This is a genomic window from Mycobacterium sp. 5-140-3-2 (genome assembly GCF_035666375.1).
Lineage (GTDB): Bacteria > Actinomycetota > Actinomycetes > Mycobacteriales > Mycobacteriaceae > Mycobacterium > Mycobacterium intracellulare.
In genome coordinates, this window is the sequence record NZ_CP142025.1 from 4,102,160 (window position 1) to 4,114,440 (window position 12,281).

The 12,281-nt window shown below is 66.3% G+C and carries 14 protein-coding genes; 5 read left to right on the plus strand and 9 right to left on the minus strand.

Annotated elements, in window-relative coordinates; all coding sequences use genetic code 11:
• Positions 1 to 74 precede the first annotated feature (74 nt).
• The gene (locus tag P6281_RS19010) at positions 75 to 1,193 is read left to right on the plus strand and encodes an iron-siderophore ABC transporter substrate-binding protein (RefSeq protein ID WP_008259159.1); all 1,119 of its coding nucleotides are present in this window, start codon (positions 75 to 77) and stop codon (positions 1,191 to 1,193) included.
• A 101-nt stretch (positions 1,194 to 1,294) separates the two neighbouring features.
• Positions 1,295 to 2,335: an NAD(P)-dependent alcohol dehydrogenase gene (locus P6281_RS19015; protein ID WP_008259160.1), complete on the plus strand. Its 1,041-nt coding sequence runs from the start codon at positions 1,295 to 1,297 to the stop codon at positions 2,333 to 2,335.
• A gap of 4 nt (positions 2,336 to 2,339) precedes the next feature.
• Here the strand turns inward: P6281_RS19015 and P6281_RS19020 are convergent, their stop codons facing one another.
• Positions 2,340 to 2,690 carry a DUF3349 domain-containing protein gene (locus tag P6281_RS19020; RefSeq protein WP_008259162.1) on the minus strand — a complete coding sequence of 117 codons (351 nt, stop codon included), beginning with the start codon at positions 2,688 to 2,690 and terminating at the stop codon, positions 2,340 to 2,342.
• A gap of 143 nt (positions 2,691 to 2,833) precedes the next feature.
• Entirely contained in the window at positions 2,834 to 3,808 is a 975-nt protein-coding gene (gene nrdF, locus P6281_RS19025) for a class 1b ribonucleoside-diphosphate reductase subunit beta (RefSeq protein ID WP_009954743.1), read from the minus strand.
• A gap of 209 nt (positions 3,809 to 4,017) precedes the next feature.
• Here nrdF and P6281_RS19030 point away from each other — a divergent pair, with 209 nt between their 5' ends.
• Positions 4,018 to 4,464, plus strand: a complete 447-nt coding sequence (locus tag P6281_RS19030) for an SRPBCC family protein (RefSeq protein WP_008259170.1) — start codon at positions 4,018 to 4,020, stop codon at positions 4,462 to 4,464.
• On the plus strand, positions 4,448 to 4,984 hold the full coding sequence (locus P6281_RS19035; RefSeq protein ID WP_008259171.1) for a TetR/AcrR family transcriptional regulator: 537 nt from the start codon (positions 4,448 to 4,450) through the stop codon (positions 4,982 to 4,984). Before P6281_RS19030 ends, P6281_RS19035 begins: the two co-directional genes overlap by 17 nt.
• Positions 4,985 to 4,998: 14 nt before the next feature.
• On the opposite strand, the gene P6281_RS19040 is transcribed toward P6281_RS19035, so the two are convergent.
• From P6281_RS19040 to P6281_RS19055, 4 genes are all read right to left on the minus strand, one after another.
• A complete protein-coding gene (locus P6281_RS19040) occupies positions 4,999 to 5,457 on the minus strand; it encodes a universal stress protein (RefSeq protein ID WP_008259174.1) in 459 nt (152 codons plus the stop codon).
• Between the two features lie 51 nt (positions 5,458 to 5,508).
• Positions 5,509 to 7,062 carry a flavin-containing monooxygenase gene (locus P6281_RS19045; protein ID WP_008259176.1) on the minus strand — a complete coding sequence of 518 codons (1,554 nt, stop codon included), beginning with the start codon at positions 7,060 to 7,062 and terminating at the stop codon, positions 5,509 to 5,511.
• Positions 7,063 to 7,217: 155 nt separating this feature from the next.
• Positions 7,218 to 7,946 (minus strand): TetR/AcrR family transcriptional regulator, encoded by a 729-nt coding sequence (locus P6281_RS19050; protein ID WP_041785136.1) that lies wholly within the window; start codon positions 7,944 to 7,946, stop codon positions 7,218 to 7,220.
• A 74-nt stretch (positions 7,947 to 8,020) separates the two neighbouring features.
• Entirely contained in the window at positions 8,021 to 8,851 is an 831-nt protein-coding gene (locus P6281_RS19055) for a helix-turn-helix domain-containing protein (RefSeq protein ID WP_008259179.1), read from the minus strand.
• Positions 8,852 to 8,878: 27 nt separating this feature from the next.
• On the opposite strand from P6281_RS19055, the gene P6281_RS19060 reads away from it, so the two are divergent.
• Complete coding sequence (locus P6281_RS19060; RefSeq protein ID WP_008259180.1) at positions 8,879 to 9,346, plus strand: VOC family protein; 468 nt, start codon at positions 8,879 to 8,881, stop codon at positions 9,344 to 9,346.
• 27 nt (positions 9,347 to 9,373) lie between these two features.
• Here P6281_RS19060 and nrdE read toward each other — a convergent pair whose 3' ends face one another.
• From nrdE to P6281_RS19075, 3 genes are read right to left on the minus strand one after another with little or no spacing between them, the layout of a single operon-like run.
• Complete coding sequence (gene nrdE / locus P6281_RS19065; RefSeq protein WP_014385517.1) at positions 9,374 to 11,491, minus strand: class 1b ribonucleoside-diphosphate reductase subunit alpha; 2,118 nt, start codon at positions 11,489 to 11,491, stop codon at positions 9,374 to 9,376.
• 17 nt (positions 11,492 to 11,508) lie between these two features.
• Positions 11,509 to 11,961: a class Ib ribonucleoside-diphosphate reductase assembly flavoprotein NrdI gene (gene nrdI / locus P6281_RS19070; RefSeq protein ID WP_008259183.1), complete on the minus strand. Its 453-nt coding sequence runs from the start codon at positions 11,959 to 11,961 to the stop codon at positions 11,509 to 11,511.
• A gap of 31 nt (positions 11,962 to 11,992) precedes the next feature.
• Complete coding sequence (locus P6281_RS19075; RefSeq protein WP_008259184.1) at positions 11,993 to 12,232, minus strand: redoxin NrdH; 240 nt, start codon at positions 12,230 to 12,232, stop codon at positions 11,993 to 11,995.
• Positions 12,233 to 12,281: the final 49 nt, after the last annotated feature.

Below are 12,281 nucleotides of genomic sequence, written 5' to 3' on the forward strand. Positions count from 1 at the left end.
GGTGGCGACCCGCTTCGCCCGGCTCCGCCGCGCTCGCGATCGCCATGGGGGTCGGCGATGTTAGCGTCTGACGTGTGTCGTTCGGCGTGATCAGACCCCCCCGGCTGGCCCCCGGGTTCGCCGTCGCCGGCGCCGTGGCGGCCGCGGTCGTGCTGGCATGCGGCGGCTGCGGATCCCACCGGCCCGCCGCCACGCCCCCGGCCCGTTCGCTGGTCACCCCCACCACGCAAATCGCGGGGGCCGGGGTGCTCGGAAACGACCGCCGGCCCGACGATTCGTGCGCCCGCGAGGCCGCCGAGGCCGACGCGGGGGCCGCGAAGCGGCGCGTCCACAACGCCGCCGGCGTCGAGCCGGACGTGGTGCAGGTGCCCGCCGACCCGCAGCGCATCGTGGTGCTCTCCGGCGATCAGCTCGACGCGTTGTGCGCGCTGGGCCTGCAATCGCGGGTGGTCGCCGCCGCGCTGCCGGACGGCTCGCCGACCCAGCCCGCGTATCTCGGTGGCGCGGTGCACGGTGTGCCCGGCGCCGGCACGCGCTCCCACCCGGACGTGAAGGCGATCGAGGCGGCCCACCCCGATCTCATCCTGGGCTCCCAGGGGTTGACGCCCACCCTGTATCCGCAGCTGGCGGCGATCGCCCCGACGGTGTTCACCGGCGCGCCGGGCGCGGGGTGGGAGGACAACCTGCGCGCCGTCGGCGCCGCCACCGCGCGCGGCACCGAGATGGACGGGTTGCTCGGCGGGTTCGCGAAACGGGCGACCGACGTAGGCGCGCGCCACGACGCCTCCCACTTTCAGGCGTCGATCGTGCGACTGACCACCGAGGCGATCCGGGTCTACGGCGCCAACAACTTCCCGGCCAGCGTGCTCGGCTCGGTCGGCGTCGACCGGCCGGCGACGCAGCGGTTCACCGACAAGCCCTACGTCGAGATCGGCGCCACCGACGCCGACCTCGCGAAGGATCCCGACCTGTCCATCGCCGACGCCGACGTGGTGTACCTGTCGTGCGCCACCCCGGCCGCCGCCGACCGTGCCGCCACGGTGCTCGACAGCGGCCCGTGGCGCAAGCTGTCGGCCAACCGCGACAACCGGGTCTATGTCGTCAACGACGAGATCTGGCAAACCGGCGAGGGGCTGATCGCGGCCCGCGGCATCGTCGACGACCTGCGCCTGGTGAACGCCCCCATCAACTGAGGCCGGGCCAGTCGAACGTGATGTTCGCCCCGATAGTTGGCGGAAGAACGTTACCCTAGCTAAAATTTTGGTCGAAGCCATCGGACCGAAGAGGAATATTCATGCGCACTGTTTCGGCATACGCCGCCACGTCGGCGACCGAACCGCTGACCAAGACCACCATCGAGCGGCGCGACCCGGGCCCGCGCGACGTGGCGATCGACATCAAATTCGCCGGCATCTGCCACTCCGACATCCACACCGCCAAGGGCGAATGGGGCACGCCGAATTACCCCGTGGTCGTGGGCCACGAGATCGCCGGCGTCGTGACCGAGGTCGGCGCCGAGGTCACCAAGTTCAAGGTGGGCGACCACGTCGGCGTGGGTTGCATGGTGAATTCCTGCGGCCGGTGCAGCAGCTGCGACGCCGGGCTCGAGCAGTACTGCAAGAACGGCGCGACCTTCACCTACAACTCGATCGATAAGGACGGCACGTCGACGCAGGGCGGGTACAGCCAGGCGGTCGTCGTCGACGAGAACTTCGTCTTGCGCATCCCCGACTCGCTGCCGCTGGACAAGGCGGCGCCGCTGCTGTGCGCGGGCATCACGCTGTTCTCGCCGCTGCGGCACTGGAAGGCCGGGCCGGGCACCCGGCTGGCGATCATCGGCCTGGGCGGCCTGGGGCACATGGGCGTCAAGCTGGGCGCGGCGATGGGCGCCGAGGTCACCGTGCTCTCGCAGTCGCTGAAGAAGATGGAAGACGGGCTGCGGTTGGGCGCCAAGCATTACTACGCCACCGCCGACCGCGAGACCTTCAAGAAGTTGCGCAGCAGCTTCGACCTGATGCTCAACACCGTCTCGGCGAACCTGAATCTCAACGACTACCTGAGCCTGCTCGACGTCGACGGCACCCTCGTCGAATTGGGCATCCCCGAGCACCCCATGGAGGTGGGCGCGTTCCCGCTGGCGCTGGCGCGCCGCAGCCTGTCCGGGTCGAACATCGGCGGGATCGCCGAGACCCAGGAAATGCTGGACTTCTGCGCCGAACACAACGTGACGCCCGAAATCGAGGTCATCGACCCCGACTACATCAACGAGGCGTACGAGCGCGTCCTGGCCAGCGACGTCCGCTACCGCTTCGTCATCGACATCTCGAAGCTGTAGCGGCTCAGGACGCCGTGTGGGGGGCCGGCTCGGCCTTGCCGTTGGCCGCGCCGGGATTTTCGGCCGCCTCGGGCGGGTGTGTGATGCCCGCCAGCGGCCAGCCCGCCGCGGCCAGCCGGGCGGCCACCCGCGCGATGTTCTCCGGGCCGGCGTCGTAGTGGGTCATGTCGGAGATGAAATCGGCGATCACGTCGCGGTTGATCTCCTCGCCCGGCCTGGTTTCCTCGTCTATCGCGTCGACGACTTCCTTGATCTGGTCCTCGGTCAGCGGGGTGCTGCGCAGCAGCTCCAACAGCGGTACACGGTCGGGTCCGGGAACGCCGTCGGGGTAGCCGCATTGCAGCCACTGGATCACTGAACGGAAGAAAGCGGCCGTAGAAGATGGGGTAATCGCCACGCCCACCAGTCTCCCGGCAACCCGGCCGGCGGCGCCACCGGGCCGCCGCGGGGTCGCCACAATTCACGCGGCGTTCACACACCGCTTGGCTGAATGCCCTGCTAGAAGTCCCAGTCCTCGTCCTCGGTGACGACGGCCTTGCCGATCACGTACGACGAGCCCGAGCCGGAGAAGAAGTCGTGGTTCTCGTCGGCGTTCGGTGAGAGCGCCGACAGTATCGCCGGGTTCACGTCAGTCTCGTCGCGCGGGAACAGCGCCTCGTAGCCGAGGTTCATCAGCGCCTTGTTGGCGTTGTAGCGCAGGAACTTCTTGACGTCCTCGGTGAGCCCGACCTCGTCGTAGAGGTCCTGGGTGTACTCCACCTCGTTGTCGTAGAGCTCGAAGAGCAACTCGTAGGTGTAGTCCTTGAGCTCCTGCTTGCGTGCGTCGTCGACCAGCGCCAGGCCGCGCTGGAATTTGTAGCCGATGTAGTAGCCGTGGACGGCCTCGTCGCGGATGATCAGCCGGATCATGTCGGCGGTGTTGGTCAGCTTGGCCCGGCTCGACCAGTACATCGGCAGGTAGAAGCCGGAGTAGAAGAGGAAGCTTTCCAGCAGCGTGGAGGCGACCTTGCGCTTGAGCGGTTCGTCGCCCTTGTAGTACTGCATGACGATCTCGGCCTTGCGCTGCAGGTTGGGGTTCTCCTCCGACCAGCGGAACGCGTCGTCGATCTCGGCCGTCGAGCACAGCGTGGAGAAGATGTTGCTGTAGCTGCGCGCGTGCACCGACTCCATGAAGGCGATGTTGGTGTAGACGGCCTCCTCGTGCGGGGTCAGCGCGTCGGGAATGAGGCTGACCGCCCCGACCGTGCCCTGGATGGTGTCCAGCAGCGTCAGGCCGGTGAACACCCGCATGGTCATCTGCTTTTCGTGGGCGGTCAGGGTGCCCCACGACGGCAGGTCGTTGGACACCGGCACCTTCTCGGGCAACCAGAAGTTGCCGGTGAGCCGGTCCCACACCTCCGCGTCTTTTTCGTCCTGCAGCCGGTTCCAGTTGATCGCCGAAACGCGGTCAATCAGCTTCATGTTTTCGGTCACCAGAACCCCGCTTCACACGCCGTTTTGCCTGAGGGACGTCAGGCTCCAGACACTACCCCTGGGGTACGACAACCGAGCGCAACACAAGAAGTTGTGTTTTGCGTGTCGCGGACGCCCGCGGGCCGCCGGATTTGCCTCTTCACTCCAGTATGCGCGCGGGGGCCGGCGTTTCGTGGGCATAACCGGGGACGGGATGTACCATTTGGTACATGATTACCGAAGACAGCGTCGAGATCGACGCGCCGGCGCACGTGGTGTGGAAGGTGTTCAGCGATGTCGAGCGCTGGCCCGAGTGGACGGCCTCGGTGACGTCGCTGGCCGCGGTGGACGGGCCCGGGCTCGCGGTCGGCAAGCGGTTCGCGATCAAGCAGCCACGCATGTCGAAGCTGGTCTGGAAGATCACCGAGCTCGAGCCGGGGACGTCCTGGACCTGGGAGCAACGCGCCCCCGGCGCGCGGGCCAGCGCCCGCCATGATGTGATCGCGCAGCCCGGCGGCGGCACCCTGGTGCGCCAGCGCATCGACCAGAACGGCATGCTCGGCGCGCTGGTCGGGCGGCTCATGCGATCGATGACCCGGCGATACCTCAAACTCGAGGCCCAGGGCCTCAAGGCCCGCTCCGAGCAGCTCAGCCGCGCCGATGGCGCGCACCCCTGACACCGAGCGGCGCCGCCAACTCCTCGATGCCCTCGTCACCGAGTTCGCCACCGGCGGCGTCGGCGACCGGTCGCTGCGCGCGGTGGCCGACGCGGTCGGCACCAGTCACCGAATGTTGTTGCACCACTTCGGGTCTCGGGAAGGACTGCTGGTAGCGATCGTCGAGGAGGTCGAGCGCCGCCAGATGGGGCTGCTGGCCGAGTTGCCCGACGACCCGGTCGAGGGCTTCGCCGCCATGTGGGCCGATGTCCGCCGGCCCGAACTGCGACAGTTCGAGCGCCTCTTCTTCGAGTGTTACGCCCGCGCCGCGCAGGGCGAAAAGCCTTTCGCGCGAATGGTTCCCGGCGCCGTCGACGGCTGGCTGGGCGAGGTCAAGGAGGCCGCCGACGGCCCGGTCGACCCCGCCCTGGCGAGGCTCGGGCTGGCCGTAATCCGTGGCCTGCTACTGGATCTCGTGGCCACCGACGATGACGCCGGCGTGGACGCGGCCGCGCGCGCCTTCGCGGAACTGCTCCGCTGATTCGTACCGGTGCCTCAGTTGGCGGTGTGCACGATCAGGACATCGGTCTTGACCCGGCGGGAGACCTCGGACGGCACCGATCCCAGCAGCCGCCCGGCGACGCTGTTGAGCCCGACGTTGCCCACGACCATCAGGTCGGCACGGACCTCCTCGGCGACCTGCACCAGCACGTTGATGGGCGCGCCGACGATCGACCGTTCCTCCACGTTATTGGCCCCCGCTTGGTGCGCCCGTTCCGTGGCGTCGCGAAGGATCCTGTAGTACGGGGCCTCCCCAACCGTCCGATAGTCCTGGCCGTGGTCGCTCCCAGGCGGGATGGCGTAGCGGCCGCGTTCCTTGGGGACGGGGAGATGCGCCGTCACCACGATCAATCGCGCGCCGTGGTCCGCGGCGATCGCCGCCGCGCGCTCCACCGCGAGCAGCGACGAGTCCGAGCCATCGGTGCCGACCACGACGGTCTGATAGGCGCTCATTTCCCTGTCACTGTAACGCCCGGCGGCGGCCAAATCTCCAAACGAATTGGCTCAACTTTGCACGGCGGCCGCGTGCCTGCCCGTGCCGACCCCGAAGAACTGATACTCCGCGGGCCTGACCGAGCGCGTGGCCCGCCAGTACTCCCAGGTGTAGCCGCCCCACAGCACGGTGTTCTTGCCGTGCTCGTCCAGATACCAGCTGCTGCAGCCGCCGCTGTTCCACACCGACGGGCCCAGCCGGCGCTGCAGCTCGTCGTTGAACTCGTCCTGGGCGGCCCGGGTCGGGGCGAGCGCCTGCGCGCCCAGCTTGTCGCAGGTGGCGATCGCGTCGGCGACGTAACGGATTTGGGACTCGATCATGAACACCACCGAGTTGTGTCCCAGCCCGGTGTTGGGGCCCAGCAGGAAGAACAGGTTGGGCACGTCGGCCACGGTGATCCCGCGGTGGGCGCCGATGCCCTCGCGGTTCCAGCGGTCCACCAGATCCTCGCCGTGCAGGCCCTTGATCTGGACGTAGGTGTAGGAGTCGGTGACGTGAAAGCCGGTGGCGTACACGATCACGTCGGCCTGGCGGTGCGTGCCGTCGACGGTGTCGATGCCGTCGGCGGTGATCCGGGCGATGTGGTCGGTGACCAGTTCGGTCTTCGGGTCGGCGACCGCACCGTAATAGGTGGAGGAGTTCAGGATGCGCTTGCACCCGACGCGGTAGTTGGGAATCAGCTTGCGGCGCAACTCCCGATCCTTGACCGATCGGCGAATGTTGTACTTGCAGTACGCCTCAATGAACTTGAGCAGGTTGGGCCGCTTGGTCATGCCGAAGGCCAAAGCCTCCTGGCCCCAGTAGATGACAAGTCGCACGAGCGCGCGCAGGCCGGGCACGTTCTCCATGGCCCGGCGCACCGCCAACGGGATCTCGGGGTTCGAGCGCGGCACCACCCACGGCGGGGTGCGTTGGTAGAGCTGAAGTTCGGCGACCTGCCCGACGATCTCCGGCACGATCTGGATCGCGCTGGCGCCGGTACCGATCACCGCCACCCGCTTGCCGGTCAGGTCGACGCTGTGGTCCCACTCCGCGGAATGGAAAGCGGGACCGGCGAATTCGTCGCGACCCTCGATGTCGGGCATGGACGGGATGTGCAGCGCGCCGGCGCCCGAGATCAGGAACTGCGCGACGTATTCGCGCCCGTCGGCGGTGAACACGTGCCAGCGGTGCTCGTCGTCGTCCCAGTGGGCCCGATCCACCAGCGAGTTGAACTCGATGTAGCGGCGCAGCCCGTACTTCTCTGTGACGCCCTGGAGATAGTCCCAGATCTCGGGCTGATACGAGAACGGGTTCTTCCAGTCCGGCTTGGGCTCGAACGAAAACGAATACAGGTGCGACGGGATGTCGCAGGCGCACCCGGGGTAGCTGTTGTCGCGCCAGGTGCCGCCGATGTCGTCGGCCTTTTCCAGGATGACGAAGCCCACACCCTGCTTCTGCAGCGCGATGGCCATCCCCAGGCCGGAGAACCCGGTCCCGATGATGACGGCGCGGGTGTGGACGGGTTTGGAGGCCTTGGCCGCCGGAACCGGGGCGGTCTCGGTGTGTGTCACGACGTCGGTCACGGTCGATCGGTCTTTCTAGTCGGGCCAGTCTCGGGTCGGCGCTCGCCGGCATCCTCGGCCGTAGCCGCCCGGCTGGCGCAGATACCCAGTACCCAGGGTATCGGTTGGGACGAGTGTTGACGATCGCCAGGGTGATGTCAACGTGCCGAAGGTTCTCAGCCCGCGGCGCGGTTGGCCGGGACCACGCTGTGGATCGGCTGGTCAGGGTCCATGCGGATGCCGAGCGCCTCGGCGGTGCCGACGATGACCCCCATCATGATGGTCGTGAGGTGGGCGACGAATTGCTCGCGCGGCATGCGAAGGGGGCTGTCGGGGTCGGGGCCCAGCCACCACTCGGTGGCCGAGGCGGCGCAGCCGAACGCCGCGTTCCCGGCCAGCTCGACGGCCGCGTGGTCCAGCTCCATCTCGCGCAACTCGTTGTCGAACATGTCGGCCACCGCCAGGGTGATGCCGCGTCCCTCGTTGAGGATCTGGGGGCTCGCCGGCGAGCGGCCCTGAATGAAGACCCGCAGCACGTTGGGGTGCTTGTCGACCAGGTTGACGTACTCCTCGACGGCGCGCCGGATCACCTCGCGGGACGAGTCCGTTTTCAGGTCGATGGACGGGAAGATCGCCGCCCACAACATGTCGCGCAGCCGCTCCCCGATCGCCTGGAACAGGTCGGACTTGTCGTGAAAATGCCGGTAGATCTTCGGTTTGGCGGTGCCCGCCTCCTCGGCGATCTCCCGCACGGAGAGCTCGGGTCCCAGGCGGTCGATGGCGCGGAACGCCGCGTCGACGATCTCGCCGCGCACCTTCTTGCGGTGCTCGCGCCAGCGTTCGCTGCGCGCGTCGACCTTGGCCCCCGGCTTGGCGGCCGGGTGGGGCCTGGGAGGTCGAGGCATTCTCACCACCTCACGCACTTTACCCCGTCGTCGCTTCTGACCTGGGCAGACTGGCCCAGACGAAGACACCGCGGTTAACGGTGCCGCTGGGCGTACTCCCCCGGGCTGCAGCCGAGCATCGACCGGAACTCGTTGGTGAAATGCGCCTGGTCATACCAGCCGAGCCGGACGGCCAGGTCGGCGAAGTCGACGCGTCGATCGCTCTCGATCGCCAACGCAGCTTGCTGCAGGCGGTAACGGCACAGCACCCACTTGACCGGCACACCGACATAGCGCCGGAACACGCGCTGAGTGGTTCGCGCGCTCCAGGGCGAGCACGCCATCACCTGCTCCACGCGGTGCAAAGCCTCGTCGTCGTGCATCCGGCGGAGCAGCGCCGTGAGGGCGTCGTAGGTCGGGTCGCAGATGGTCGCAGCGCCGATCGCCATGTCCAGTTGTGCGGCGGCGAGCTCGATGTCGTCGTCGAAAAGCGTTGGACCGCTGAACAAGTCGTCGTCGACTCGAACGATTCGGCCGGTCAGCGCAGCCGCATCGCGTCCGAATCGGGCGGTGAACCCGCCGGCGCGGAAGCGCGCACCGACAACCGCACCACGCCCCGACAACGTGATGGTGAAGACCCTCTCGACGACGCCGTGTACCAACGTGGCGGGCAAAGCGAATCCATGGCGCGGGGAGTCGGTGCCCCATTCATGGCTCAGGTTGATCGACGGGAAAGTGATCACCTGACTTTCACGCGGCGGCTGTCCCGTCAGATCCCAGCACACCGACCAAAAATGCTCGACGAACTTGGCTGCGGCCTGCGACGGCGCTTGGCGACGGAGGTCGAACGTCGATGCGCTGCCCGCGCGTCCGACCACGCCCGGCTGTGGACCGATCGCCTGTGGCGCGTTTTTCCAAGCCTCCACATGACGAATCTAGCCAACCTGGATTGCATGAATGTGCAACCGATTCCCGAGGGCTACACGAGTTTGACCCCGTTCTTGGTCGTCGATGGCGCCGAAGCCGCCATCAGCTTTTACATCGACGTCTTCGGCGCGACACTCGTCGAGAAGATGGCCGGACCGAATGACACGATCGCGCACGCGGAACTGGACTTCGGCCACGGCAGGTTGCAGCTGTCCGATCCCAACCCCGGCTACCACCTCGAAGCCCCCGGCCGGACAGAATCGGTGACCCATTCGGTGGTGTTTTACTGCACCGACGTCGACGCCGTGCTGGCGCGGGCCCAGCGAGCGGGCGCGACGGTACGCGAAGAGGCCCAGACCTTCGTCACGGGCGACCGGTTCGGCTCAATCGTCGACCCTTTCGGGCAACGCTGGTCGATCATGACAAGGGTCGAAGACATGGATCCCGCCGAGCGCGAACACCGGCTTGCCAGCTGGGGCGCCGACAACCTGTAAAGCACTCCCGGAGAGTGAATCGGTGTCCTACAGCATGCAGGACACGCAGCCCTCGACCTCGGTGCCCTCCAATGCCAGTTGGCGAAGACGGATGTAGTACAGCGTCTTGATTCCCTTGCGCCAGGCGTAGATCTGCGCCTTGTTCACGTCGCGGGTGGTGGCCGTGTCCTTGAAGAACAGCGTCAGCGACAGCCCCTGATCCACGTGCTGGGTGGCCGCGGCGTAGGTGTCGATGATCTTCTCGTAGCCGATCTCGTAGGCGTCCTGGTAGTACTCCAGGTTGTCGTTGGTCAGATACGGCGCCGGGTAGTAGACGCGGCCGATCTTGCCTTCCTTGCGGATCTCGATCTTGCTCGCCACCGGGTGGATCGAGCTGGTCGAGTGGTTGATGTAGCTGATCGACCCCGTCGGCGGGACGGCCTGCAGGTTCTGGTTGTAGATGCCGTGCTCGGCCACCGACTCCTTTAGCCGCCGCCAATCGTCTTGCGTCGGAATGCGAATGCCCGCCTCGGCGAAGATCTCGCGGACCCGCGGGGTGGCCGGCTCCCACACCTGCTCGGTGTACTTGTCGAAGAACTCACCCGAGGCGTATTTCGACCTCTCGAAGCCACCGAACTTGCTTCCCCGTTCGATCGCAATACGATTCGACGCGCGCAGCGCGTGGTAGAGCACGGTGTAGAAGTAGATGTTGGTGAAGTCGACGCCCTCTTCGGAGCCGTAGTGGATGCGCTCGCGGGCCAAATAGCCGTGCAGGTTCATCTGTCCGAGCCCGATCGCGTGGGACTCGTTGTTGCCCTGCTCGATTGAGGGCACCGAGGTGATGTGCGTCTGATCGCTCACCGCCGTCAGCGCGCGGATCGCCACCTCGATGGTCTGGGCGAAGTCGGGCGAGTCCATCGTCTTGGCGATGTTCAGCGACCCCAGGTTGCACGAAATGTCCTTGCCCACTTTGGCATACGACAGGTCATCATTGAACACCGACGGCGTGGAGACCTGCAGGATCTCCGAGCACAGGTTCGAGTGGGTGATCTTGCCGTCGATCGGGTTGGCCCGGTTCACCGTGTCCTCGAACATGATGTAGGGGTAGCCGGATTCGAACTGCAGCTCGGCCAGCGTCTGGAAGAACTCGCGCGCCTTGATCTTGGTCTTGCGAATGCGGGCGTCGTCGACCATCTCGTAGTACTTCTCGGTGACCGAGATGTCGGCGAACGGCAGGCCGTACACCCGCTCGACGTCATAGGGCGAGAACAGGTACATGTCCTCGTTCTTCTTGGCCAGCTCGAAGGTGATGTCGGGAATCACCACGCCCAGGCTCAGCGTCTTGATGCGGATCTTCTCGTCGGCGTTCTCGCGCTTGGTGTCCAGGAATCGGTAGATGTCGGGGTGGTGCGCGTGCAGGTACACCGCGCCCGCGCCCTGGCGCGCCCCGAGCTGGTTGGCGTAGGAGAACGAGTCCTCGAGCAGCTTCATGATCGGGATGACGCCCGAGGACTGGTTCTCGATGTTCTTGATCGGGGCGCCGTGCTCGCGGATGTTGCTCAGCAGCAACGCAACTCCCCCGCCCCGCTTGGACAGCTGCAGCGCGGAGTTGATCGATCGCCCGATGGACTCCATGTTGTCTTCGATGCGCAGCAGAAAGCAGCTCACCGGCTCGCCGCGCTGCTTTTTGCCCGAGTTCAAAAACGTCGGGGTGGCCGGCTGGAACCGTCCGTCGATGATCTCGTCGACGAGCTTCTCGGCGAGGATGGTGTCACCGGCGGCCAGCGTCAGCGCCACCATGACCACGCGGTCCTCGAAGCGCTCCAGGTAGCGCTTCCCGTCGAACGTCTTCAGCGTGTAGGAGGTGTAGTACTTGAACGCGCCCAGGAACGTCGGGAACCGGAACTTCTTGGCGTAGGCCCGATCCAGCAGCGTCTTGACGAAGTTGCGGCTGTACTGGTCGAGAACCTCGCGCTCGTAATAGTTCTCCTTGATCAGGTAGTCGAGCTTCTCGTCCTGATTGTGGAAGAACACCGTGTTCTGGTTGACGTGCTGCAGGAAGTACTGATGCGCGGCCTCGCGGTCCTTGTCGAACTGAATCTTGCCGTCCGCGTCGTACAGATTCAGCATCGCGTTGAGCGCGTGGTAATCCGTCTCCCCCGGCAACGCGTGGGCTCCGGTGGTTACAGGCTCTGCAGCGACGGTTGTTGACACGTCTGTTCCTTCCAGAAATCGGCTAAGCCCGCGCGGACGGCATCCACGTCGTCCTGGGTTCCCATGAGTTCGAAGCGATAGAGGTACGGGACGCCGCACTTGCGTGAGATCACGTCGCCCGCGTAGGCGAATTCGGCGCCGAAGTTGTTGTTGCCCGCGGCGATGACGCCGCGGATCAACGAACGGTTGTGCTCATTGTTCAAAAAGGCGATGACCTGTTTGGGGACATAGCCGCCGGCGTTGAGGTCAGGAGTGGCCCGCCCGCCGCCGTAGGTGGGCAGCACCAGGACGTACGGCTGGTCCACCTCGATACGGCCGTGCAGCGGTATCCGCGTGGCGGGAATCCCCAGCTTCTCCACGAAGCGGTGGGTGTTCTCCGACACGGAGGAGAAATAGACCAGGTTGCGCCCCGTGGTGTCCATGGTGCGGCAACTCCTTACCTAACGTCTTGCCTTACGCGCTGAGTTCCACCGCGGCGAGCGCCTTGATGCGATCGGGCCGGAAACCCGACCAGTGGTCGTTGCCGGCCACCACGACGGGAGCCTGCAGATAGCCCAGCGCCATCACGTAATCACGCGCCTCGGAGTCCAACGTGATGTCGACCGTGTCGTAGACGATGCCCTGCTTGTCCAGCGCCTTGTAGGTGGCGCTGCACTGCACGCATGCCGGCTTGGTGTACACGGTGATGCTCATAGAATGCCGCTCCTTTGCGGAAGAGGGGGACCCAATGGACTGGCAACTA

Bases quoted from the DNA above. Each gene is read 5' to 3' on its own strand.
- P6281_RS19015 (WP_008259160.1), top strand. From the start codon at position 1,295: ATGCGCACTGTTTCGGCATACGCCGCCACGTCGGCGACCGAACCGCTG.
- P6281_RS19030 (WP_008259170.1), top strand. From the start codon at position 4,018: ATGATTACCGAAGACAGCGTCGAGATCGACGCGCCGGCGCACGTGGTG.
- P6281_RS19035 (WP_008259171.1), top strand. From the start codon at position 4,448: ATGGCGCGCACCCCTGACACCGAGCGGCGCCGCCAACTCCTCGATGCC.
- P6281_RS19040 (WP_008259174.1), bottom strand. From the start codon at position 5,457: ATGAGCGCCTATCAGACCGTCGTGGTCGGCACCGATGGCTCGGACTCG.
- P6281_RS19050 (WP_041785136.1), bottom strand. From the start codon at position 7,946: ATGCCTCGACCTCCCAGGCCCCACCCGGCCGCCAAGCCGGGGGCCAAG.
- P6281_RS19060 (WP_008259180.1), top strand. From the start codon at position 8,879: ATGAATGTGCAACCGATTCCCGAGGGCTACACGAGTTTGACCCCGTTC.
- nrdI (WP_008259183.1), bottom strand. From the start codon at position 11,961: ATGGACACCACGGGGCGCAACCTGGTCTATTTCTCCTCCGTGTCGGAG.
- P6281_RS19075 (WP_008259184.1), bottom strand. From the start codon at position 12,232: ATGAGCATCACCGTGTACACCAAGCCGGCATGCGTGCAGTGCAGCGCC.